The 23830-nt window shown below is 69.6% G+C and carries 23 protein-coding genes; 3 read left to right on the top strand and 20 right to left on the bottom strand.

Features of this window, described 5'->3' with window-relative positions; genetic code table 11:
- Positions 1-10: 10 nt before the first annotated feature.
- From Q9S36_RS28725 to coaE, 13 genes are all read right to left on the bottom strand, one after another.
- Positions 11-367, bottom strand: coding sequence for an RNA polymerase-binding protein RbpA (locus tag Q9S36_RS28725; RefSeq protein ID WP_251449541.1), 357 nt, complete (start codon positions 365-367; stop codon positions 11-13).
- Entirely contained in the window at positions 367-615 is a 249-nt protein-coding gene (gene secG, locus Q9S36_RS28720; RefSeq protein ID WP_251449540.1) for a preprotein translocase subunit SecG, read from the bottom strand. Before secG ends, Q9S36_RS28725 begins: the two co-directional genes overlap by 1 nt.
- Before the next feature lie 64 nt (positions 616-679).
- A complete protein-coding gene (tpiA, locus tag Q9S36_RS28715) occupies positions 680-1471 on the bottom strand; it encodes a triose-phosphate isomerase (protein ID WP_311288239.1) in 792 nt (263 codons plus the stop codon).
- Positions 1462-2676: a phosphoglycerate kinase gene (locus Q9S36_RS28710; RefSeq protein WP_311288238.1), complete on the bottom strand. Its 1215-nt coding sequence runs from the start codon at positions 2674-2676 to the stop codon at positions 1462-1464. Before Q9S36_RS28710 ends, tpiA begins: the two co-directional genes overlap by 10 nt.
- An 8-nt stretch (positions 2677-2684) precedes the next feature.
- Positions 2685-3695: a type I glyceraldehyde-3-phosphate dehydrogenase gene (gene gap, locus Q9S36_RS28705; protein WP_251449537.1), complete on the bottom strand. Its 1011-nt coding sequence runs from the start codon at positions 3693-3695 to the stop codon at positions 2685-2687.
- A 103-nt stretch (positions 3696-3798) separates the two neighbouring features.
- The gene (locus Q9S36_RS28700) at positions 3799-4425 is read right to left on the bottom strand and encodes a superoxide dismutase (protein WP_251449536.1); all 627 of its coding nucleotides are present in this window, start codon (positions 4423-4425) and stop codon (positions 3799-3801) included.
- A gap of 143 nt (positions 4426-4568) precedes the next feature.
- The gene (gene whiA, locus Q9S36_RS28695; protein WP_311288237.1) at positions 4569-5546 is read right to left on the bottom strand and encodes a DNA-binding protein WhiA; all 978 of its coding nucleotides are present in this window, start codon (positions 5544-5546) and stop codon (positions 4569-4571) included.
- 65 nt (positions 5547-5611) lie between these two features.
- On the bottom strand, positions 5612-6493 hold the full coding sequence (gene rapZ / locus Q9S36_RS28690; protein ID WP_251449534.1) for an RNase adapter RapZ: 882 nt from the start codon (positions 6491-6493) through the stop codon (positions 5612-5614).
- Between the two features lie 25 nt (positions 6494-6518).
- Positions 6519-8426 (bottom strand): excinuclease ABC subunit UvrC, encoded by a 1908-nt coding sequence (gene uvrC / locus Q9S36_RS28685; RefSeq protein ID WP_311288236.1) that lies wholly within the window; start codon positions 8424-8426, stop codon positions 6519-6521.
- 13 nt (positions 8427-8439) lie between these two features.
- Positions 8440-11340 (bottom strand): excinuclease ABC subunit UvrA, encoded by a 2901-nt coding sequence (gene uvrA / locus Q9S36_RS28680; protein ID WP_251449532.1) that lies wholly within the window; start codon positions 11338-11340, stop codon positions 8440-8442.
- 66 nt (positions 11341-11406) lie between these two features.
- The gene (gene uvrB, locus Q9S36_RS28675; RefSeq protein WP_251449531.1) at positions 11407-13488 is read right to left on the bottom strand and encodes an excinuclease ABC subunit UvrB; all 2082 of its coding nucleotides are present in this window, start codon (positions 13486-13488) and stop codon (positions 11407-11409) included.
- A gap of 68 nt (positions 13489-13556) precedes the next feature.
- Positions 13557-14180, bottom strand: coding sequence for a hypothetical protein (locus tag Q9S36_RS28670; RefSeq protein ID WP_311288235.1), 624 nt, complete (start codon positions 14178-14180; stop codon positions 13557-13559).
- Positions 14181-14241: 61 nt separating this feature from the next.
- Positions 14242-14865 carry a dephospho-CoA kinase gene (gene coaE / locus Q9S36_RS28665; protein WP_311288234.1) on the bottom strand — a complete coding sequence of 208 codons (624 nt, stop codon included), beginning with the start codon at positions 14863-14865 and terminating at the stop codon, positions 14242-14244.
- A 151-nt stretch (positions 14866-15016) separates the two neighbouring features.
- Between coaE and Q9S36_RS28660 the strand changes: the two genes are divergently transcribed.
- Together Q9S36_RS28660 and Q9S36_RS28655 are read left to right on the top strand one after the other, a co-directional pair.
- Complete coding sequence (locus Q9S36_RS28660; protein WP_311288233.1) at positions 15017-15163, top strand: hypothetical protein; 147 nt, start codon at positions 15017-15019, stop codon at positions 15161-15163.
- Positions 15160-16014, top strand: coding sequence for a response regulator transcription factor (locus tag Q9S36_RS28655; protein ID WP_251449527.1), 855 nt, complete (start codon positions 15160-15162; stop codon positions 16012-16014). The genes Q9S36_RS28660 and Q9S36_RS28655 overlap by 4 nt, the downstream gene beginning before the upstream one ends.
- Here the strand turns inward: Q9S36_RS28655 and Q9S36_RS28650 are convergent.
- Positions 15993-17189, bottom strand: a complete 1197-nt coding sequence (locus Q9S36_RS28650; protein ID WP_311288232.1) for a hypothetical protein — start codon at positions 17187-17189, stop codon at positions 15993-15995. The genes Q9S36_RS28655 and Q9S36_RS28650 overlap by 22 nt on opposite strands.
- The gene (locus Q9S36_RS28645) at positions 17189-18874 is read right to left on the bottom strand and encodes a HAMP domain-containing sensor histidine kinase (protein ID WP_311288231.1); all 1686 of its coding nucleotides are present in this window, start codon (positions 18872-18874) and stop codon (positions 17189-17191) included. The genes Q9S36_RS28650 and Q9S36_RS28645 overlap by 1 nt, the downstream gene beginning before the upstream one ends.
- 49 nt (positions 18875-18923) lie before the next feature.
- Between Q9S36_RS28645 and Q9S36_RS28640 the strand changes: the two genes are divergently transcribed.
- The gene (locus Q9S36_RS28640; RefSeq protein WP_311288230.1) at positions 18924-19526 is read left to right on the top strand and encodes a DUF4126 domain-containing protein; all 603 of its coding nucleotides are present in this window, start codon (positions 18924-18926) and stop codon (positions 19524-19526) included.
- A 1-nt stretch (position 19527) separates the two neighbouring features.
- Here the strand turns inward: Q9S36_RS28640 and Q9S36_RS28635 are convergent, their stop codons facing one another.
- The 5 genes from Q9S36_RS28635 to Q9S36_RS28615 form a co-directional block, all read right to left on the bottom strand.
- Positions 19528-20199, bottom strand: coding sequence for a hypothetical protein (locus tag Q9S36_RS28635; RefSeq protein WP_311288229.1), 672 nt, complete (start codon positions 20197-20199; stop codon positions 19528-19530).
- Positions 20200-20308: 109 nt separating this feature from the next.
- Positions 20309-20869, bottom strand: coding sequence for a GIY-YIG nuclease family protein (locus tag Q9S36_RS28630; protein WP_311288228.1), 561 nt, complete (start codon positions 20867-20869; stop codon positions 20309-20311).
- 86 nt (positions 20870-20955) lie between these two features.
- Positions 20956-22401 (bottom strand): 30S ribosomal protein S1, encoded by a 1446-nt coding sequence (gene rpsA, locus Q9S36_RS28625; protein ID WP_251449521.1) that lies wholly within the window; start codon positions 22399-22401, stop codon positions 20956-20958.
- 216 nt (positions 22402-22617) lie between these two features.
- Complete coding sequence (locus tag Q9S36_RS28620) at positions 22618-23268, bottom strand: SDR family oxidoreductase (protein WP_311288227.1); 651 nt, start codon at positions 23266-23268, stop codon at positions 22618-22620.
- Positions 23269-23308: 40 nt separating this feature from the next.
- Positions 23309-23806 carry a DUF427 domain-containing protein gene (locus Q9S36_RS28615; protein WP_311288226.1) on the bottom strand — a complete coding sequence of 166 codons (498 nt, stop codon included), beginning with the start codon at positions 23804-23806 and terminating at the stop codon, positions 23309-23311.
- Positions 23807-23830: the final 24 nt, after the last annotated feature.

The raw sequence follows: 23830 nt of genomic DNA, 5'->3' as shown, positions 1-23830 counted from the left end.
CGCCGTGTCGTCAGGACTGGCCGCGACGCTCCCGCAGCTGCGTCAGCGCGTCCCCGAGGAGGGTTTCGGCCTCTTCATCGGTACGACGCTCCTTCACGTACGCGAGGTGCGTCTTGTACGGCTCGGTCTTGGCGACCGCCGGCGGATTCGCCTTGTCGCGCCCGGCGGGAAGGCCCGAGTGCGGCGAGTCGATCGTGTCGGGGATCTCGTCCTCGGGGATGCCCGCCGCGAAGTAGCGCACGGTCTCGTTGCCCAGTGCGTCCCAGTAGGAGATCGCGATGCGGTCCGCGTGGAATCCGTGATCCTGCTCACCCATCGGGCCGGCCCCGACGCGGGTGCCGCGGATCGCATTGCCTCCGGTTGCCATCAGAGTCCCTGGAATTTCGTGATCAGGCCGAGGGAGACGATCGCGACGAACCACACCAGTGCGAGCACGATGGTGAAACGGTTGAGGTTGCGCTCGGCGAGCCCGGACGAGCCGAGGGACGAGGTCATGCCGCCGCCGAACATGTCGGACAGGCCGCCACCGCGCCCCTTGTGGAGGAGGATGAGGAGGGTCAGCAGGAGACTCGTGATGCCCAGGAGCACCTGCAGGACGAACTCGAGGATCTGCACAGTCGTTGAAGCCTTTCGCAGCGATCCCGTCGGATCGCACAAGGGTCGAGTATACCGGGGAGCGTCAGACGCCGACGTGCTTCTGATACCGGACGATCGCGGCGAACTCGTCCACGACCAGGCTGGCTCCACCCACGAGGGCTCCGTCGACGTCGGGTTCGCGCATGAAGCTGGCGATGTTCGCCGACTTCACCGACCCGCCGTAGAGCACGCGGGTGCGCGCGGCCGCCTCGTCGCCGAGCGACGCGGCGATGACGGCGCGGAGCTTCGCGCACACCTCCTGCGCCTGATCGGGCGTCGCGGCCTGACCGGAGCCGATCGCCCAGACGGGCTCGTAGGCCACGACGATGTCGGCATCCGCCGAGAGCCCTTCCAGCGCCACCTCGAGTTGTCCGACGGGCACGGCGCTGGCCCCGTGCTTCTCGAGGTCCTCGGCGGTCTCGCCCACGCAGATCACGGGAACGAGACCGTGCTTGAGGGCGGCCTTCGTCTTCGCCGCCACGACATCGTCGGTCTCGGCGTGGTACTGACGGCGCTCCGAGTGTCCGATGATGACGTACCGGCAATCGAGCTTGGCCAGGAACGCGCCCGAGATCTCGCCCGTGAACGCCCCCGAATCCTGCGTGGACAGATCCTGGGCGCCGAGGGCGAACGGGATCTTGTCGGCATCGAGCAGCGTCTGGACGGTTCGAAGATCGGTGTACGGCGGGAAGACCGCCACCTCGACCGAGCCGTCCTCGTGCTTGGCGTCCTTCAGCGTCCAGTGCAGCTTCTGGACGAACGCGACAGCCTGCAGGTGGTCGAGGTTCATCTTCCAGTTGCCTGCGATGAGCGGGGTGCGGCTTGCTACTGCCATCCGAGGACCTCCAGTCCGGGGAGCTTCTTTCCTTCGAGGAACTCGAGGCTCGCGCCCCCACCCGTCGAGATGTGTCCGAACGCGTCGTCGGCGAAGCCGAGCTGGCGGACGGCCGCGGCCGAATCACCGCCGCCGACCACGCTGAGACCGCCCACCTCGGTGAGGGCCTTCGCGACGGCCTTGGTACCGGCGGCGAACGGCGCGAGTTCGAACACGCCCATCGGGCCGTTCCAGAACACCGTCTTGGAGTCCCGGACGAGATCGGCGAACCGGGTCGCCGTGTCGGGACCGATGTCGAGGCCGAGGCCCGACGCTCCGAACGGTGTGTCTTCGATGCGATCGGCCGGGGTCACGACGTGTTCCGCGTCCGCACCGAACTTCGACGCCACGACGATGTCGGTGGGGAGCACGAGCTCGACTCCGGACTCCTCGGCGCGGCGCATGTAGTCGCGCACGGTGTCGAGCTGATCGGCTTCGAGCAGGCTGGATCCCACCTTGTGCCCCTGGGCCGCCAGGAAGGTGAAGAGCATGCCGCCGCCGATCAGCAGGCGATCGACGCGCGGCAGCAGGTGCGAGATGACACCGAGCTTGTCGCTGACCTTCGAGCCGCCCAGCACCACCGTGTAGGGGCGCTCGGGCTTCTCGGTGAGCCGGTCCAGGACCTCCAGTTCGGCGGCGATGAGGAGCCCGGCGGACGACGGCAGAAGCTCTGCCAGCTCGAAGACCGACGCCTGCTTGCGGTGCACCACGCCGAACCCGTCGGAGACGAGAGCGTCCCCGAGTCCGGCGAGCTGCTCCGCGAACCCACGGCGCTCGTCGTCATCCTTCGAGGTCTCGCCCGGGTGGAACCGGAGGTTCTCGATCACCGCGACGTCGCCGTCCTCGAGCGCCGCAACGGCCTCGTGGGCGGATTCGCCGACCGTGTCGCGCGCGAACGCGACGGGCTTGCCCAGCAGCTCCGAGAGCCGCTGGGCCACGGGCGCGAGGCTGTACTTCGCGTCGGGAACGCCGTCGGGGCGACCGAGGTGCGAGCACACCACGAGACGGGCACCCTGGTTGATCAGGGCGTTGAGGGTGGGGAGCGACGCGCGCACGCGGCCGTCATCCGTGATGACCCCGTCCTTGAGCGGGACGTTGAGGTCACAACGGACGACGACGCGCTTGCCTGCGAGCGAACCCAGCGAGTCGAGGGTGCGCAGAGCCATCTCGGAGCTCAGAGCTTGCCGGCGACGTACTCGGTGAGGTCGACGAGGCGGTTGGAGTAGCCCCACTCGTTGTCGTACCAGGCCGAGACCTTGACGAGGTTCCCGCTCACGTTTGTGAGCTCCGCGTCGAAGATCGACGAGTGCGGGTTGCCCTGGATGTCGCTGGAGACGATCGGGTCCTCGGTGTACTGCAGGTAGCCGGCGAGGCGGCCGTCGGCGGCGGCGGCCTTGTAGGCCTCGTTCACCTGGTCGACGGTGAGTCCCTCGGTCGGCGTGATGATCGTCAGGTCGACGATGGAGCCGGTGGGCACGGGGACGCGGTAGGACGAGCCGCTCAGCTTGCCGTTGAGCTCGGGCAGGACCAGGCCGATCGCCTTGGCCGCGCCGGTCGAGGCGGGGACGATGTTGATCGCGGCACCGCGGGCGCGGCGCAGGTCGCCGTGCGGGCCGTCCTGGAGGTTCTGGTCGGCGGTGTAGGCGTGCGCGGTCATCATGAAGCCGCGCTCGATGCCGAAGGCGTCGTTGAAGACCTTGGCCAGGGGCGCCAGGCAGTTGGTGGTGCACGAGGCGTTCGAGATGATGACGTCGTTCTCGGGGTCGTAGTCGCCCTCGTTCACGCCCATCACGACGGTGACATCGTCACCGGTCGCGGGTGCGGAGATGAGGACCTTCTTGGCGCCGCCCGCGACGTGCTTCTTGGCGTCCTCGGCCTTGGTGAAGCGGCCGGTGGACTCGATGACGATGTCCACGCCCAGCTCGCCCCAGGGCAGGTTGGCGGGGTCGCGCTCTTCGAAGACCTTGATGGTCTTGTCGCCGACGGTGATCGAGTCGGCCGTGTACGAGACGTCCTCGGCGAGCACGCCGCCGACCGAGTCGTACTTGAGGAGGTGGGCGAGGGTCTTGTTGTCGGTGAGGTCGTTCACCGCCACGATGTCGAGGTCCGCACCCTGCGCGAGAGCCGCGCGAAGGTAGTTGCGTCCGATTCGGCCGAAGCCGTTGATGCCGATCTTGACAGCCACGGAGTTTCTCCTGAGTGTGTCGTGCGCGAGTGCGCGGTTTAGTGCGGTTCAGACGATGGACGACGGCGTCCCGGCGGGCGTAGCCGCCGGGACGCCGCGCCGGTTATGACAGTACCAGCAGGCCCGAGGCCTTCTCGCGGGCCACCGCGAAGCGCTGCTGGACGTTGGACCAGTCGGCGATGTTCCACACCGCCTTGACGTAGTCCGCCTTGACGTTGAGGTAGTCGAGGTAGAACGCGTGCTCCCACATGTCCAGCTGGAACACGGGGATCGTGCCCTGCGCCGTGTTGGACTGCTGGTCGAACAGCTGCTGGATGATCAGCTGCTCGCCGATCGGGTCCCAGCTGAGCACGGCCCAGCCCGAGCCCTGGATGCCGGTCGCGGCGGCGGTGAAGTGCGCCTGGAACTTGTCGAAACCGCCGAAGAACTCGTCGATGGCGGCGCGCAGCTCACCTTCGGGCTCGCCGCCGCCCTCGGGCGACAGGTTGGTCCAGAAGATGGAGTGGTTGACGTGGCCGCCGAGGTTGAAGGCCAGATCCTTCTCGAGCTTGTTGACGTTCGCGAGGTTGCCGGTCTCACGGGCCTCGGCGAGCTGCTCCAGGGCGGTGTTGGCCCCGGTCACGTACGCCTGGTGGTGCTTGGAGTGGTGGAGCTCCATGATCTTGCCGCTGATGTGCGGCTCCAGCGCGGCATAGTCGTAGGGGAGGTCGGGCAACGTGTACTTCGCCATGTTCTCTTCTTCCTGTCGGCGCTGCGCCGAAGCCTCGGCGCAGCGAGGGGACGACTGTCATCCTACTGATGGGCAACGCCGGTGAGTGGGGCTTGCTTCCCGATGTGACGACGGGGAAGAATGCCGCCGTCGCGCCCCGGGCGCTACTCCTCCATGCCCGCCGGCACGGCGGACTCGGTGCCGGGGATGCCGTCGGCTTCGGCCTTCTTGTCGGCCATGGCCAGCAGCCGCCGGATGCGGCCCGCGACGGCATCCTTGGTCAACGGCGGGTCGGCGTGGTGACCCAGTTCGTCCAGGCTCGCGTCGCGATGGGCCAGCCGCAGCGTGCCTGCTTCGCGGAGATGGTCCGGCACGTCCTCGCCCAGGATCTCGAGAGCGCGCTCCACCCGCGCGCAGGCGGCGACGGCCGCCTGCGCCGACCGGCGCAGGTTGGCGTCGTCGAAGTTGACCAGGCGATTGACGCCCGCGCGCACCTCGCGCCGCTGGCGCATCTGATCCCAGTCGGACGCCGCCCGTTCGGCCCCCATCGTCGCCAGTGCCGCCCGGATGGCCTCGCCTTCGCGGACCACGACGCGGGGGATGCCGCGGACCTCTCGCGCCTTCGCGGGGATGCCGACCCGGTGCCCCGCGCCGACGAGCGCCATGGCGGCCTCGGATGACGGGCAGGTGATCTCGAGGGCGGCTGAGCGGCCGGGCTCGCTCAGCGAACCCGCGGCCAGGAACGCTCCTCGCCACACTGCCGCCAGGTCGCCGCGGGACCCCGTCGTGAGCTTGTTCGGCAGGCCTCGAACCGGACGCCGACGCTGATCGAGGAGCCCGGTCTGGCGCGCGAGCGTCTCACCGCCCTCGATGACCCTCACGGCGTAATGACCTGCGCTTCGGCCTCCGGAGCCCTGCACGTGCACCAGTTCGGGACGCACACCGTAGATCTCCAGCAGCTCGCGTGCGACCCGGCGCGCCAGCACATCGGAGTCCAGCTCGGCCTCGACGGCGACGCGGTTGGCGATCGAGTGCAGGCCCCCCGAGAATCGCAGCAGCGCCGTGAGCTCGGCCACCCGTGCGGTGGGTCGCGGATCGCGCACGGCGATGAGCTCGGCTTTGACGTCGGCGGTCAGCGACACGGGTCTCCTCTGGGTCGGGAACGATCGTCCAGCCTACCCGCGCGGGGCGGCGGGCACCGATCCGGTCACTCGCGACCGAGGTCGCGATGCTTCACCTTGACCGCGACGCCGGGGACCGAGGACAGCCGCTCGGCGAGCTCCCGGGTCATCACCACCGAGCGATGCTTGCCCCCGGTGCATCCCACGGCGACCACGGAGTGGCGCTTGTTCTCGCGCTGGTAGCCCTCGAGCACGGGGCGCAGCGCCGCCGCGTACGCGTCGACGAACTCGGTCGCTCCGCGCTGGGCGAGCACGTAGTCCCGGACTTCGGCGTCCTCGCCGGTCTGCGCGCGAAGGGCGTCATTCCAGAACGGGTTCGGCAGGAAGCGCATGTCGGCGACCAGATCCGCGTCCGGCGGCAGTCCGTACTTGAAGCCGAAGCTGACCACCGTGAGGGTGTGCCGGGCATCGGTCTCATCGGCGAAGAGGTCCACGATGCGCGAGGCGAGCTGATGGATGTTGAACTGCGACGTGTCGATGATGACGTCGGCGTCCTCCCGGACCACCGCCAGTCGCTCGCGCTCCTGCACGATGCCGTCCAGCAGCGTCCCGTCCCCTTGCAGCGGGTGCGGCCTGCGAACCGCCTCGAACCGGCGGACCAGCACGTCGTCCGCGGCGTCGAGGAAGAGCACGCGCAGCTTCGATCGCTCACGGAGGGCCTGCACGGCCCGGGGCAGCTCCGAGAAGAGATCGCGACCCCGAACGTCCACGACCACGGCGATGCGTGGCAGCGACTCCCCCGCGAGGCCCGTGAGATCGAGGAGCGGACGCAGCATCTGCGGCGGCAGGTTGTCGACGACGTACCAGTCGAGGTCCTCGAGGGCGTTGGCCGCTGTCGAGCGGCCGGCACCGGACATCCCCGTCACGATCAGGATCTCGCCCGGTTCCCGGCGTTCTCCGTCGGTCATGACCACCCCCGTCGTCGGACCCAGCCTAGCCGCTCGCCAGATGCGCGTGCACCGCGGCGGCGAGCTTGGGCCCCACCCCGGGCAGCGCCTCGATCTCGTCCGGACTCGCGTTCTTGAGCGCGGCGACCGAACCGAAATGCCGCAGGAGCGCGCGGATGCGCGCCTCCCCCAGCCCCGGCACCTCGGCCAGCACGCTCTGGATGTCGCGCTTGCGCTTGCGGCGCTGGTGCGTGATGGCGAAGCGGTGGGCTTCGTCGCGCAGCCGCTGCAGCAGGTAGAGCGCTTCGGAGGTGCGGGGCAGGATCACCGGATAGTCCTCCCCCGGCAGCCAGACTTCTTCGAGCCGCTTCGCGATGCCGCAGAGGGCGAGCTCCTCGTGCCCGGCGTCGCGCAGCGCACGCGCCGCCGCCTCCACCTGCGGGCGCCCGCCGTCGACGACGAGCAGCTGCGGGCGGTACGCGAACCGCGGCTTGCGACGTTCGGTCACCACGGGCGCGTCCGCATCGAGCACGGCGTCCGGCTCGGGCTGGTCGTCGGCTTCGTCGGGGCGGTCGAGGTAGGCGAGGCGGCGCATCAGCACCTGGTGCAGCGAGTCCGTGTCGTCCGTCGTCTCGGCGACCGAGAACGATCGGTACTGGTCCTTGCGCGGCAGCCCGTCCTCGAAGACCACCATCGAAGCCACGACGTTGGTCCCGCCGAGGTGCGACACGTCGAAGCATTCGATGCGCAGCGGCGCCTCGTCGAGCCCGAGGGCGGACTGAAGATCGGTCAGAGCCTGGGACCGCGCGACATAGTCGCTCGTTCGCCGGGTCTTGTGCAGCATCAGCGCCTGCTGGGCGTTGAGCGTCGCCGTCTTCATGAGGTCCGCCTTGCGCCCCCGCTGAGCGACCTGGATCGTGACGTTGCGTCCGCGACGCTCGCGCAGCCACTGCTCGAGCTCTCCGGCGTCATCGGGCATCGTCGGGACGAGCACCTGCCGGGGGATGTCGGCGGGGGCCGCGTCGCCGTAGGTGCGCTGGAGGATCTGATCGACCAGATCGGCGCCCGTGATGTCGAGCTCCTTCTCGATCGTGGTCGCCCGCACACCGCGGACGCGACCACCGCGGACGACGAAGTGCTGGACCGCGGCGGCCAGCTCGTCCTCGGCGATGCCGAACAGGTCGGCGTCGGTGTCGGGGGCCAGCACCAGCGCGCTCTTGCCGAGCACGGCTTCGATGGCCTGGAGCTTGTCACGGTACGACGCGGCCGCCTCGTAGTCCATGGCCGCGGAGGCCTCGCGCATGCGCGCGGTCAGCTCGCGGGCGAACCGCTGATCGCCGCCGGACATGAAGGCGACGAAGTCGTCGACGATCGCTCGGTGCTCCTCGATCGTCACCCGCATCGAACACGGCCCACCGCAGCGGCCGATCTGACCGGGGAAGCACGGTCGACCGGTCGCCATGGCCTTCTTGTACGACGAGTCGCTGCAGGTGCGGATCGGGAAGACCTTGATCAACAGGTCGATGGTGTCGTGCACGGCCCACACCTTCGGATACGGCCCGAAGTACTTCGCACCGCGGATCCTGCCGTTGCGCGTCACGATCACGCGGGGCGCTTCGTCGCCGAGGGTCACCGCCATGAAGGGGTAGGACTTGTCGTCGCGGTAGCGGACGTTGAACGGCGGATCGAACTCCTTGATCCACTGGTACTCCAGCTGCAGCGAGTCCACGTCCGTCGCCACGACCGTCCACTCCACGGACGCGGCGGACAGCACCATGCGACGCGTCCGCTCGTGGAGCGTGCGGAGGGGCGCGAAGTAGTTGGAGAGGCGGGCGCGGAGGTTCTTCGCCTTGCCGACGTAGAGCACCCGGCCGCTCGCGTCGCGGAACCGGTACACGCCGGGGTTGGTGGGGATCTCCCCCGCCTTCGGCTTGTACGGGAGCTGGTCTGCCATCGCGGTGGGGCGCCTAGCCGGCCTTGCGACGCTGCTGCGCGGCGCCGAGGATCTCGGCGAGGAACGCACCGGTGTGGCTGCGCTCGACGCGGGCGACCTGCTCGGGGGTGCCCGTTGCGACGATCTCGCCGCCGCCGGAGCCCCCTTCGGGTCCGAGATCGATGATCCAGTCAGCCGACTTGATGACATCGAGGTTGTGCTCGATGACGATCACGGTGTTCCCCTTGTCGACCAGGCCGTTGAGCACCTCGAGCAGGCGCTGCACGTCCTCGAAGTGCAGCCCGGTCGTCGGCTCGTCGAGCACGTACACGCTGCGGCCGTTGGATCGGCGCTGCAGTTCCGTGGCGAGCTTGACCCGCTGGGCCTCGCCACCCGACAGCGTGGTCGCGGACTGGCCGAGGCGCACGTAGCCGAGGCCGACGTCCACGAGGGTCTTGAGGTACCGGTGGATCGCCTGGATCGGCTCGAAGAACTCGGCGGCCTCGGCGATCGGCATCTCGAGCACCTCGGCGATGTTCTTGCCCTTGTAGTGCACGGCGAGCGTGTCGCGGTTGTACCGCTTGCCGTGGCACACCTCGCAGTCGACGTACACGTCGGGAAGGAAGTTCATCTCGATCTTGATCGTGCCGTCTCCCGAGCACGCCTCGCAGCGCCCGCCCTTGACGTTGAAGCTGAAGCGCCCGGGCTGGTAGCCCCGCGCCTTGGCCTCGGGGGTCTCGCTGAACAGAGTGCGCACGCGATCGAACACGCCGGTGTACGTCGCCGGGTTGGAGCGAGGGGTCCGTCCGATCGGCGCCTGATCGACGTGCACGACCTTGTCGAGGTTGTCGAGCCCGGTGACGCGCGTGTGCTTGCCGGCGACCCGTCGGGCACCGTTGAGGCGAGTGGCCAGCACTTCGTAGAGGATGCCGTTGACCAGCGACGACTTACCCGAACCGCTCACGCCGGTCACCGCCGTGAGGACGCCCAGCGGGAAGTCCGCGGTGACGTTCTTCAGGTTGTTCTCGCGCGCTCCGACCACGGAGATCTGCCGCTTCTTGTCGATGCGTCGACGCTTCGCCGGGGTGGGGATCTCGCGGCGTCCCGCCAGGTAGTCGCCCGTGATCGAACCGCTGTCGGCGAGCATCTGGTCGAGGGGGCCCGAGTGAACGACGTTGCCGCCCTCGACGCCGGCCCGCGGTCCGATGTCCACGATCCAGTCGGCCGCGTGGATGGTCTCTTCGTCGTGCTCGACGACGATCAGGGTATTGCCGAGGTCGCGGAGTTTCACGAGCGTCTCGATGAGCCGGCGGTTGTCGCGCTGGTGGAGTCCGATGGACGGTTCGTCGAGGACGTAGAGGACGCCGGTCAGACCCGAGCCGATCTGCGTGGCCAGGCGGATGCGCTGCGCCTCGCCGCCCGACAGCGATCCCGCGGAGCGACTGAGGCTGAGGTAGTTGAGACCCACCTGGATGAGGAAGTCCAGACGCGCGCGGATCTCGCGGAGCACCGCGGCGGCGATCTTCGCCTCGCGGTCGGTGAGCTGCAGCTTCGCGAAGTAGTCCTGCGCTTCGGCGAGGCTCAGCCGGGAGGCGTCGGCGATCGAGTGTCCGTGGACCTGAACGGCGAGGACCTCGGGCTTCAGCCTCGCGCCGTCGCAGACCGGGCACGGCACCTCGCGGAGGTACTCCGCCCAGCGCTGTCGCTGGGTGTCGGACTCGGCCTGCAGGTACTGCCGCTCGATGTAGGGCACGACTCCCTCGAAGCCCGAGGCGTATCGCATCTCGCGCCCGTAGCGGTTGCGCCACTTGACGGTGACCTTGTAGTTCTCCCCGCGCAGCACCGCCTCGCGGACGTCGGAGTGCAGCTTCTTCCAGGGCGTGTCGAGCGAGAAGTCCAGGTCGCGTGCCAGTCCTTCGAGCAGCCGCTCGTAGTACTGGAAGAGGCCCTTGCCCTGCGTGGTCCACGGCAGCAGAACACCCTCGCGGATCGACAGCTCCTCGTCACCCAGCATGAGCTCGACGTCGACGGACATGCGGGTGCCGAGGCCGGAACAGGCGGGGCAGGCGCCGAAGGGCGCGTTGAACGAGAAGGTGCGCGGCTCGATCTCGGTCAGCTGCAGGGGGTGCCCGTTGGGGCACGCGAGCTTCTCGGAGAAGGACTGCCACGCGTCGTCGCCCTCCTCGTCGACGAAGTTCACCTGCATGACCCCGCCGGCCAGGCCCAGCGCCGTCTCGACGGAGTCGGTGATGCGGCCGAGGATGTCGGAACTGGCGACCAGGCGATCGACGACGACGGCGATGTCGTGCTTGTAGCTCTTCTTCAGTGCGGGCGGCTCGGCGAGCTGCACGAGCTCCCCGTCCACGACGGCGCGGGCATAGCCCTTGGCGGAGAGCTCCTTGAAGAGGTCGACGAACTCGCCCTTCTTCTGCGTGACCACCGGCGCGACGATCTGGTAGCGCGTGCGCTCGGGGAGCTCCATCAGCTGATCGGCGATCTGCTGCACGGTCTGGCGCTGGATCACCTCGCCGCACTCGGGGCAGTGCGGCACGCCGATGCGCGCCCACAGCAGACGCATGTAGTCGTGGATCTCGGTGATGGTGCCCACCGTCGAGCGCGGGTTGCGGTTGGTCGACTTCTGGTCGATCGACACCGCGGGGCTGAGCCCTTCGATGAAGTCGACGTCGGGGCGATCGACCTGACCCAGGAACTGGCGCGCGTAGGCGCTCAGCGACTCGACGTAGCGGCGCTGCCCCTCGGCGAAGATCGTGTCGAACGCCAGCGACGACTTGCCCGACCCGGACAGGCCCGTGAACACGACGAGGGAGTCGCGCGGGATGTCGAGATCGACGTTCTTCAGATTGTGGACGCGTGCGCCGCGGACACTGAGCTTTCCGCTCGTGTGGGCGTGCGTGGAGACGGGGACGATGGGCACCCGTCAAGTGTAGGCGGGGCCTCCGACACGGGCTCCGGGGTTCGTCCGCGGCGAAACGGCGGGCGCCTACGCGTGGCCGGCGCGCTCCATCGCTCGGAGCTCCTTCTTGAGATCCTGGACCTCGTCGCGCAGCCGTGCCGCGAGCTCGAACTTCAACTCCGCCGCGGCCGACAGCATCTGATTGCTGAGGTCGGCGATGGTGGACTCGAGCTGCTCGGCGCCCTCGGCTGCGATGCCCTCGCGGCGCAGCTGCGGGGTCGGCGACTTGCCCTTGCCCGACTTCGCACGGGCGGCATCCTTCTTCGACAGCATCGCCGCCGTGTCGGATGCCTCACGGGCGAGCACCTCGGTGATGTCGGCGATCCGCTTGCGCAGCGGCTGCGGGTCGATGCCGTTGGCGAGGTTGTAGGCGACCTGCTTCTCGCGCCGGCGATCGGTCTCGTCGATTGCATTGCGCATCGAGTCGGTCATCTTGTCGGCGTACATGTGCACCTGGCCGGACACGTTCCGCGCCGCGCGCCCGATGGTCTGGATGAGGGACGTGCCCGAACGGAGGAATCCCTCCTTGTCGGCGTCGAGGATCGACACCAGGGAGACCTCGGGCAGGTCGAGCCCCTCGCGCAGCAGGTTGATGCCCACCAGGACGTCGTAGACGCCCGCGCGCAGCTCGGTGAGCAGCTCCACGCGCCGGAGGGTGTCGACGTCGGAGTGCAGGTACCGCACCCGGACGCCGTGCTCGCCGAGGAAGTCGGTGAGCTCCTCTGCCATCTTCTTCGTCAGCGTCGTCACGAGCACGCGCTCGTCCCGATCGGCGCGGATGCGGATCTCTTCGAGCAGGTCGTCGATCTGTCCCTTGGACGGCTTGACGATGATCTCGGGGTCGACCAGCCCGGTCGGACGGATGATCTGCTCGACGACGCCGTCGGCGATGCCCATCTCGTACCGGCCGGGGGTCGCCGACAGATACACGGTCTGCCCCACGCGATTCTTGAACTCGTCCCAGCGCAGCGGTCGGTTGTCCATCGCGCTGGGCAGCCGGAAGCCGTGCTCCACCAGTGTCCGCTTGCGCGACGCGTCGCCCTCGTACATGGCGCCGATCTGCGGCACCGTGACATGGGACTCGTCGATCACCATGAGGAAGTCGTCGGGGAAGAAGTCCAGCAGGGTGTGCGGCGGCTCGCCCGGCATCCGCCCGTCGAGGTGCCGGGAGTAGTTCTCGATGCCCGAGCAGAAGCCCAGCTGCTGCAGCATCTCGAGGTCGAAGGTGGTGCGCATCCGCAGTCGCTGCGCTTCGAGCAGCTTGTTCTGCGACTCGAGCTCCTTCAATCGCTCCTCGAGCTCGTGCTCGATCGTGCCGATGGCCCGCTGCACCGTCTCGGTGCCCGCGGCGTAGTGCGTCGCGGGGAAGATCGGGACCGAATCGAGTTTCTGCACGACGTCACCGGTGAGGGGATGCAGCATGTACAGCGCCTCGATCTCGTCGCCGAACAGCTCGATGCGGATGGCGTACTCCTCGTAGACCGGGATGATCTCGATGGTGTCGCCCCGGACGCGGAAGTTGCCCCGCGAGAAGTCGACGTCGTTGCGGTTGTACTGCATCGCGATGAACTTGCGGATGAGCGCGTCGCGGTCGTACCTCTCCCCCACCTGGAGCGCAACCATGGCGCGCAGGTACTCCTCGGGGGACCCGAGACCGTAGATGCACGACACCGTGCTCACCACGATGACGTCTCGTCGTGAGAGCAGCGAGTTCGTCGTGGAGTGGCGGAGACGCTCGACCTCGGCGTTGATCGAGGAGTCCTTCTCGATGAAGGTGTCCGTCTGCGGGACATACGCCTCGGGCTGGTAGTAGTCGTAGTACGACACGAAGTACTCGACGGCGTTGTGCGGCATCAGCTCGCGGAATTCGTTGGCCAGCTGCGCGGCGAGGGTCTTGTTGTGCGCGAGCACGAGGGTGGGACGCTGGACGGCCTCGACCAGCCACGCCGTCGTCGCGGACTTTCCGGTGCCGGTCGCGCCGAGGAGGACCACGTCGGTCTCACCGGCGTTGATGCGCGCGGACAGCTCGGCGATCGCCTGTGGCTGGTCGCCGGAGGGCTGGTACTCGCTGACGACCTCGAAGGGCCGGACGGATCGGGTGGTCTGCACCCTTCAAGCGTAGGCGCGGGCGCCGACACCGGCGCCGGCGCGGGCACCGACGGGCGCCGACCTGCCGCTCAGGCGAACCCGCCGCCCCCGTCGAACCCGCCCATGCCGCCGTCGAATCCACCGCTGAAGCCGCCGTCGAATCCGCCGCCGGCGGAACCGTCGAACCCGGCCGCCCCCGCGTCGAACGTCTCGCCGACCCAGCCGGGCTCGTCCGACAGATGCAGCGAGCCGGCTCCGGCCGTGAAGTACAGCGCCACCGCGCTGGTCATGACGAACTGGTGGGCGATCAGGGCCATCGCCCCCGTGGTCAGGAGGATCGCGCGGGAGTCGACAGCGTCCCTCGGGTCGGCGGACAGCGCGGTCAGCACTCCGTTGCCCTGATCGGCGCCGTCCCGATCGGTCCCCTGGGCGCGGCGCGCCCGATGCTCTTCGGCCCGCCTCATCAGCCGCGCCAGCACGATCGGATCGTCGGATGCGGCATCCCGCTCGGATTCGGCCATGAACGGCCGCAGCTGCTCGAACAGCTCGCGGCGGCGCTCCGGCGGGAGATCCTTGAACGCCGACGCGTGAGCGCTCTCGATGACCGACGCGGGAAGAGTGTTGAGCAGATAGACGTAGCGGGCCATCCGCTCCTCATCGGTGAGCGCGGCGTACGGACGCCGCCGCCGGCGGAACCTGTCCAGCATCCCCATGCGGCACCTCCTCGTGGCACCTCCAGGGTACGCCCGGCGTGCGGGCGCGGGGCCGGCGCCGTCAGTCTGCCGCGCGCCGACGCGCGATGTGCTCAGGCAGCGCATCCCACATCCGGTCCACCTGGCGTTCGGTGTCGGCGAGCGACCCGGTCGTGTCGATGACGACGTCCGCCACCTGCAACCGGGCTTCGTCCGACACCTGCGCGTCGATCCGCGCCGCCGCCTCCCGCTCGCTCATGCCCCGCAGCGACACCAGGCGCTCGCGGCGCACGTCGGCCGGGGCGTGGGCGACCACCACCAGGTCCCACGGATCGTCCACCCGCGCCTCGACGAGGAGGGGCACGTCGTAGACGACGACCGCATCGGGGGCCGACGCGAGCGTCTCGGCGAAGCGCCGACCCGACTCGGCGCGCACCGCCGGATGCACGATCGCGTTGAGACGCTCCACTGCCGCGTCGTCGCCGAAAACGCGCGCACCCAGCGCGGCGCGGTCGAGCGACCCGTCGGAACGGATGACGTCCCCGCCGAACGCGGTCGCGATCTCATCGAGCACGGGCGATCCCGGATGCTGCACCTCGCGGACGATCTGGTCGGCATCGACCACCACGGCACCGAGGTGGGCGAGACGGCGGGCGATGGTCGATTTGCCCGAGGCGATTCCCCCGGTGAGTGCGACGAGCGGCATCCGTCGATGATGGCACGGGCCCACCGCGGAGCGCGCCGAAGCTTTGGGAGGTGCTGAGGTGGGCTTGAGCCGACGCTGAGCAAGCGGCTGTAGCGTCGGCACACGCCGAGAGAACCGGACCCGTTGAGACGGCGTTCCTGGGGAGGACGAAGTGATCGACCACCACGACACCGTGTCGTCGGTCGATGACGGCATCCGTGGTGGACGACCCGAACGTCCACGACAGGTCCTTTTCTCGCGCTGCGGTGCGGTGGCGATCGTGGGGGCGATCGCCACCGGCACACGCATCTTCCGATGAGCCACCGAGCTCGTCCCTTCGAAGCGGCGTTCTGGGATATCCTGACCGACGTCCACTCGCCGGCCGAAGAAGCGCCGGCATCGGGGGGTGCATCGGTGGAGGAGTCCCGCGTCGCGGTCGTCATCGAGGACGAGGCCGACATCCGAGGCCTGCTGTCCACCGTGCTCTCGCAGGCAGGTTTCACCGTCCACGGTGCCGCCAACGGCGCGGACGGCATCGACCTCGTGCGCACCCACCAGCCGCTCGTGACCACGCTCGACGTGAACATGCCGGGGATGGACGGGTTCGAGACCGCAAAGCGCATCCGCCTCATCAGCGGAACGTACATCGTCATGCTCAGCGCCCGCACCGAAGAGATCGACGCCCTGCAGGGGCTCGAGGCGGGAGCCGACGACTACGTCGCCAAGCCCTTCCGGCCGCGGGAGCTGCGGGCTCGCATCGACGCGATGCTCCGGCGCCCCCGGCACCACGTCCTCGCGGCGACCGACGCCGACGCCGACGCCGGACGCGTCGTGCCCGAGGAGAACGGGTGGGTCGAGCATCGCGGGCTGCGGGTCAACCCGCAGATGCGCATCGCGACGGTCGAGGGCCGCGATCTGGATCTGACGCGCAGCGAGTTCGACATCCTGGCCGACCTGCTCGGCTCGGGCCGGCGGGTGCGCGCCAAGTCCGAACTGGCGCTCATGCTGCGGGGCGAGGCGTTCACCGGCACCGAGTTCGTCAGCGACAGCGACGCACGCGCGATCGAGGTGCACATGGCGAACCTGCGCCGCAAGCTCGGCGAGTCGCCTGCCACGCCACGGTGGATCGAGACGGTCCGCGGGGTCGGCTACCGACTCACCGCCGCCTGAGCATCCTCTTCGCCGTCGGGCTCGCCGAGCAGCACCGCCGCGTCGACGCTCGCTGCCGCTCGGGCGGCGGTCGCACGGGCCACGTCGATGAGCTCGGCCACGTCATAGCCGACCGTGCTGCTCAGCGCGATGCCCACGCCCACGACGGGGATGACTCCCCCGGCCACCTCGCCCAGCGCATCGATGAGTCCGCGGTAGATGTCTCCACCGCGGGACTCGGCCTGTCGCGCCGAGCCCATGATCGCCCCGACGAGCATGCCCGCGGCCGCGTCGTCGCCGACGAGGGCGTCGGACGGCGCCCACCGGCGCACGCCCGCCCGCCACGTCTCGCTGACATCGCGCGCCACCTCGCTGCCGAATGCGGTCGAGATCTCGTCGAGGTCGGCGATCCGCACCGCGATGACGCCCACCAACTCCGCCTTCGGCTGCGCGCGCCCCACCAGGGCGGTGAAGGCGGCCGGGAAGGCGTCGTCCGCGAGGATCCCGTCCCCTGAGGGCTCCGACGGCGCCGCACTGAGGTACCCGCGCATCGGGGCGCGCCCCGCGCGGAGGACCGACGCGACCACGACCGCGACGATCGTGAGGACGACGGTCAGGAAGCTGGTCTGCACGGTGCCGAAGGCGTTCTGGAAGAGCGGACTGTCGGGGCCGGAGGTGACGAACGCGGTCGTGCGCGAGACGTAGTACAGGGCCTGGATGGCTAGTACCGCGCCGAGCACCCACGCGGTGCGCGATTCCCGCAGCGCGCCGCGGTAGCACTCGACGGCGCCCACCGCCGCGAAGCCCAGAAGCGGCACGAACATCCACAGCGCGCCCGCCCAGGGATCGCCCGATCCGCCCTCCACCGCCGCCGAGACGGCCGCACCGCCGACACCCGCCGTCACCAGGAGGCACGCCCACAGCATCCGTCGCCCGTTGAATCGCCGACAGCCCAGCCACATGCACCCCGTCGCGGCGACGAACGCGCCGTTGCCGGCCGCGACCGCCCACCACGCGTGCGGGCTCTGCGTCCAGATGAGGTACGCGAGCGTGGTGAGCATGCCGGCCAGGAACGCGAGCGTCCAGATCCGGCCGGCGCCCTCGTCCCGGCGCAGCAGGGTCTCGACGATGAAGACGATGCCCGAGACGTTCACCACGAGTGCGGTCACCACCAGCACGCTGTACATATCGAACATCACTGCACTCCCCCGTCGTTGCGTTCGCGTGCGGCAGGCAGCTTGACGATGAACGTGGAGCCCAGACCCACGGTGCTGTGGAGGGCGATCTCGCCGCCGTGCGCGCGCACCAGGTCGCGGGTGATCGCCAGCCCGAGGCCGGTGCCGGAGCCCGCTCGCGCGCCGGCCCGGTAATAACGCTGGAACAGTCGGGAGCGATCGGCCTCGCTGATACCGGGCCCGGTGTCGCGGACGAGGATCCAGGTCGCACGACCATCCGTCGTCGTGCCGAGGTGGATGGAGCCGCCCGCGCGGTTGTAGGCGATCGCGTTGGCGACGAGGTTGTCGACCACCTGCCGCAGGCGCAGCGGGTCGGCACGGACGGGCGCGGGTTCGAGCCCCGACAGATCGACCGTCACCGCGCGAGCCCGGGCACGCGGCAGCGCAGCCTCCGCTGCGGCTCTCACCAGCTCGGCGGCGTCCAGTTCACGCGGCGACAGGGAGGCCTCGATCGTCGACGAGGACGAACTGGATGCCGCGAGGATGTCGGCGACGATGCCGAGAAGCCGCTCGGCGTTGCGCTCGGCGATGTCCAGGTCCGAGCGCACCGCCTCGGGGACGTCGGGATTCTCGATCGCCAGATCCAGGTAGCCGAGGATCGACGTCAGGGGTGTCCGAAGCTCGTGCGAGACCGAGGCCACGAGGTCGTCGCGCGCGCGGAGCGCGGACAGCTCGGCGGTCACGTCGCGCGAGACGAGCACCGCGCCGAGGTCGGCGCCGCCCGTCCCGGTCAGCCGCCGCACCGTCATCGACAGCGCCTGGCGGGGCTCTCCCGGCTGCCCGAACCACACCACGGCGCCGTCGAACGCCTCGCCGCGCAGGGCTCTCGCGAGCGGGGTCTCATCGCGCGGCAGCGGGGTGACGCCGTCGTCGCGGAACATCGGGATCTCGGCGTCCTCGTCGTCCCACCTCGCGATCTGCTGCAACTGCGCGTGCGCCTCGTTCGTGACGGCGACCTCGCCCGCCGGACCGATCCGGACGACGCCGAAGTCGAGCGCGTCGAGGACCTCGGTGACCTCCTGCTCCTGGCGGCGCGTACGCGCCAGCACCCGCCGCAGCAGAACCGACTGCTTGGCGAGAAGGACGCGCTGCGCCTCGGTGCGACGGGTGTTGAGGTAGCTCGTGGCCGCGCCCGCGACCAGCACGAGCGGCAGGAGGAAGGTCGAGAAGGTCTCATCGCCGCGGTCGGCGGGAAGCAGAAGCGCGGTGATGCCGGCGATCGACACCGCCACGGCGAACAGCCCGAGGAGCCCGAAGCTGCCTGCCAGCCAGGTGATCGGGAACACCCACAGAAGACCCAGGGCCGAACGCGGCGCCGAGAGCTGGAGAAGTCCGATGGCGATGACATCCACGGCGGGGATCACGGCCACCCACCCGAAGCGCAGTCGATTCCAGGGCACCACGAGTGTCGCGCCGGTGAGGACGAAGACGATCACCACGCCGAGGAAGAACAGCGCTCCGTCACCGCTGAACGGCCCCACCGCGACGAATGCCGCGAGCACGAACACCACACCTGCCAGAAGCAGCTGGTTGAGGGTCGCCGCCCGCTCCTGGGTCTGGTCCGAGAAGTCCCGCCCGCCCCACAGCGCGTGGAGGCGGGCCCGCCCGGCACCCGTGTGCGGCGGACCGGGCATGGCGGCGGTCATACCGTGACGCTAATGGATGCCGGGGTCCGGACGCACATAGAGTGAAGGTGTGCTCGAGATCCTGACCGGTACCGGCCTCGCGGCGGCGGCGGGCCTCAATGCGTGGATGCCGCTGTTCGTCCTCGGACTCGCAGACCGCCTGCTGCCGGCGGTCCAGCTGCCCGCGGCGTGGTCCTGGCTGTCCAGCGACCTGGCGCTGTGGATCACCGGCATCCTGCTGGTCGTCGAGATGATCGCCGACAAGGTGCCGGCGGTGGACTCCGTCAACGACATCATCCAGACGGTGATCCGCCCTGCGGCGGGCGGCGTCGTGTTCGGGGCCGGAGCAGGCGCCCAGACGGTACGGGTGGACGACCCCGCCTCCCTGTTCGCCGATGCCGGCTGGGTGCCCATCGTCGTGGGCGTGCTCATCGCCCTGGTCGTGCACGTGGTGAAGGCGGCGGCCCGCCCGGTGGCCAACGTCGCGACGGCGGGCGTCGCCGCACCGGTCGTGAGCAGTGTCGAGGATGTCGCCGCCTTCGCCCTGACGGCGCTCGCCATCTTCTTCCCCGTCCTCGTGGTCGTGGCGCTGATCGGGCTGGTGGTCGGAGCGGTCGCGCTCATCCGCCGGGGCCGCCGGCGCAGAAGCGCGGCGTCGACGACCCCGGCGTGAGTCAGAACCCGAAGTCCCCCACGTCGCCGAAGCCACCGGCGTCCGCAGCGCCCGCATCGCCCCACCCGCCGTCGCCCCAGCCACCGGCGTCGCCGGACGCGTCGGCGCCGCCCGCGGAGGGGTCGTCGGCTCCGGCATCCGCTGATCCGGCATCCTCGGCACCGGACCCGCCGTCGGCGAAGGCGGGAGCCAGGAACGCCCCGACCAGCGCCGAGCCGATGACGTAGCCGGCCACCGTCCCGAGAAGCGACGATCCGACCATGGCGCCGAACGAGGGTCCGCCCTGGGGTCCTGCCCTGCGGGGTCCGAGGGTGCGCTCCATGAAACCCGGGTTCATGTACTCCGCGCGGGTGGCCGCGCGCGCCATGGACTGCGGATCACTCGATCGCGGCTGCTCGGCTGCGGGGAGTCCCGCCGACAACTCGGCCAGCACCTGCTGCCGCTGGGGCTCGCTCAGCTTGCCGAACGCTTCGGCGTGCACCTGCTCGATCGTCTCGGGCGGCGCGGTCCGCAAGAGGTAGCGATAGCGGTCGATCGCCGCCTCGTCCTCGCTCTGCGGGGGCTGCGTCGACACGGGCTGCGCACCTCCTTGCGGGTGGCGCGGGGCGTTCTGCGGCACCGGCGGCGGGGTGCGCTCCGGCTCGGTGCCGAACAGTCTGTCCAGGAATCCCATGATGCCTCCTCGAGTGCTGAGATCGCTCACGTTAGGCGCGACGCCTATGAGCATGCTGACATCTCGGCCCCGCACGTTCCGCACACCGCAGAGCATCAGCCGCGAAGTGTCAGCCGCGGAGGGCCAGCGCCTCGCTGCACCAGCGGGCGTATCGCTCCCACGGGTCGGGTTCACCGGCGCGCACGATCTCGAGATGCGCCCGCAGCGCATCCGACAGCCGGAACCATTCCGTGCGGTCCCACCTGTCCTCGGCGAACTGCTCGTGCCGACGGCGCTCCAGACGGCGGTCGCCACGCTCGAACGCCAGCAGCTCGTCGTGCCGGATGGCGGACAGTCGCGCCGCCGGACGCGCGGACGTGCCGATCTTCACGCGATCGTCGAAGCGCAGGTAGTAGACCACGTCCACCCGCGGGGGCGGAAGCTCGTCGTCGGCAGTTTCGCCGAGGCGCCACTCGCACACCCCGCAGGTCCACCCCGATCGATGCCGCACGCCCCAGCGGCATCCGCACAGCCTGCACGGCGCGGGGAGCACATCGGTGACGCCGTATTCGGCGTCCACCCACTCGGCCGCCGCTGCCAGATGGCCCCGGCACAGGCGCACCGGCGCATCCGGCGGCACGGGACCCCGGCATCCGTCATCGGCGACGAGGCACACGGAATCGGTGGTCACGGGGCGACATTACGCCGCACCTCCGACACTCCCCCGGGAACGCGGAACGGGCCGCCACCCGAAGGTGACGGCCCGTTGCGTGTGGATCAGCGACCCGAGAGCTTCTCGCGCAGAGCGGCGAGGGCCTCGTCGTCGGCGAGGGTGCCGACCGGGCCGCTCTCCGAAGCGAAGGACGGAGCGGCCTCTTCGGGAGCGTTGGCCTCGGCCTCCATGGCCTTGACCACGGCAGCCTTGTGGGCCTCCCAGCGAGCCTGGGCGGCAGCGTACTCCTGCTCCCACTTCTCGCGCTGCTCGTCGAAGCCTTCCTTCCACTGGTTGGTCTCGGAGTCGAAGCCCTCGGGGTACTTGTACTCCCCGTTCTCGTCGTACTCCGTGACCATGCCGTAGAGGGCCGGGTCGAACTCGGTGCCGAAGGGGTCGACCGACTCGTTCGCCTGCTTCAGCGACAGCGAGATGCGGCGACGCTCGAGGTCGATGTCGATGATCTTGACGAAGACCTCTTCGCCGACCGACACGACCTGCTCGGCGAGCTCGACGTGCTTGCCCGACAGCTCCGAGATGTGCACGAGGCCCTCGATGCCGTCTGCGACGCGGACGAACGCACCGAACGGAACCAGCTTGGTGACCTTGCCCGGAGCGATCTGCCCGATCGCGTGGGTACGGGCGAAGACCTGCCAGGGGTCCTCCTGCGTGGCCTTGAGCGACAGCGAGACGCGCTCGCGGTCCAGGTCGACCTCGAGGATCTCGACGGTGACCTCCTGGCCGACCTCGACGACCTCGGACGCGTGCTCGATGTGCTTCCACGACAGCTCCGAGACGTGGACGAGACCGTCGACGCCACCGAGGTCGACGAACGCACCGAAGTTGACGATCGACGAGACCGTGCCCTTGCGGACCTGGCCCTTGTGGAGGTTGTTGAGGAAGTTGGAGCGCGACTCGGACTGGGTCTGCTCGAGCAGGGCCCGGCGCGACAGCACCACGTTGTTGCGGTTCTTGTCGAGCTCGAGGATCTTCGCCTCGATCTCCTGGCCGAGGTACGGCGTGAGATCGCGGACCCGACGCAGCTCGATGAGCGAGGCGGGCAGGAAGCCGCGGAGCCCGATGTCGACGATGAGGCCGCCCTTGACGACCTCGATCACCTGACCGGTGACGACACCGTCGTTCTCCTTGATCTTCTCGACGTCGCCCCATGCGCGCTCGTACTGGGCGCGCTTCTTCGACAGGATGAGGCGGCCTTCCTTGTCCTCCTTCTGGAGAACCAGGGCCTCGACCTCGTCGCCGACCTTGACGACCTCGTTCGGGTCGACGTCGTGCTTGATCGAGAGCTCGCGCGAGGGGATGACGCCCTCGGTCTTGTACCCGACGTCGAGGAGGACCTCGTCGCGGTCGATCTTCACCACGGTGCCTTCGATGAGGTCGCCGTCGTTGAAGAACTTCAGGGTCTTCTCGACCGCGGCCAGGAAGTCCTCAGCAGATCCGATGTCGTTGATCGCGACCTGCTTGGTGGCCGGGGCGGTCGTTGCGGTAGTCATGTAGTGGGTTGTCCTTGTGGTTGGTTGTCTCGGGCTCCGACACGCGGTCGTGCCGATTCCGATCGCGGAGCGAGCGGAGGCGCGGATGCGGCCGAAGCGAAGCGGATTGTTCGTGCGATGCCACCTGGACGTCGACAGGAGCCGGCGCCCGGGCGTGGCTGAACAGCCACACGGGTGACGGTCCAGGGTAGCACGGAGAGGGGGCCGTGCACCCAATCAGCGAGCGTTGCGGAGGGCGTCCTCGATGGGCGTGTCTCCGGCCCCGAAGCGGATCGTGCGGCCCGCCGTGGCCGGGTCTTCGACGGCCGCGACGATCACCCGTGCGACATCGGCGCGCGAGACGGAACCCTTGCCCCGGGGGTCCAGTTCGATCGCGCCCGTGGGCTCGTCCATCGTGAGGCCGCCCGGGGCGAGGATCGTCCACTCCAGCCCGGTCGAGCGCAGGTGCTCGTCGGCAGCCCACTTCGCGTCGGCGTAGGCATGGAACGGGTCATCGGCGGGCACGCCGTGGTCGGCCCGGGATCCGAGCCACGACACCATGACGTAGCGACGCACCCCGGCGGCCGCTGCGGCATCCATCGTCCGCACGGCGGCATCCCGGTCGACGGCATAGGTGCGTGCGGCGTCGCCGCCCCCCGCCCCTGCGGACCACACCACCGCGTCGTTGCCGCTCAGGAGGTTGGTCAGCTGCTCGACGTCGAGGGTCTCGATGTCGACCACGACCGGCTGTGCGCCGGTGGCGGCCACATCGGCCTCGTGCGCGGGATTGCGGAAGACGGAGGTGACCGTGTGCCCGCGCTCGACCAGAAGGGGGGCCGCCAGGAGGGCGACCTTGCCGTGTCCGCCGAGAATCATGATGCGCGCCATGTCGCTTCCTTTCGCCCGCCCGCAGACGGGATCGTGTTCGTCACCAGCCCAGCGAGCCCGGGCCGCCCTTGAAGGGACCGACGACCCATGAGGTGATCCAGCCGCCGTAGAACCCGCCGGGCTGCGGCACAACCTCTTCGCCGCCGACGGTGCATCTGTCCATCGGACGCGGATACACCGCCACGCGGCCGGCGAGTTCGGCGTATGCACCCGTGGGCGTCGGATACGTCCACCCGGCCCGCTCGGCGACCGTTCCGCCACCGACCACGTCGAAGTAGGTGGCCGCCCCCTTGAATTCGCAGAACGACGACCCCGCCGCGGGCCGCAGCGCCCCGTCGGCGAACGCCTCGATGGGCAGGTAGTAGACCGGCGGGTGGCTCGTCTCCAGGACGCGCACGACATCGTCGGTGTCGACGATGCGCTCGCCACCCAGGTCGATGGTCACCCGCTGCGCGACCCGTTCGAGCCGTGGCGGACGCGGGTAGTCCCACACGGACTCCTGGCCGTCGCGGACCGGATCAGGCGAAGGATGCCGCATGCACACCAATCTACGGCGGCCCGC

Source organism: Microbacterium sp. ARD31, from assembly GCF_031844425.1.
This window is presented reverse-complemented; position numbering and strand designations above follow the sequence as displayed.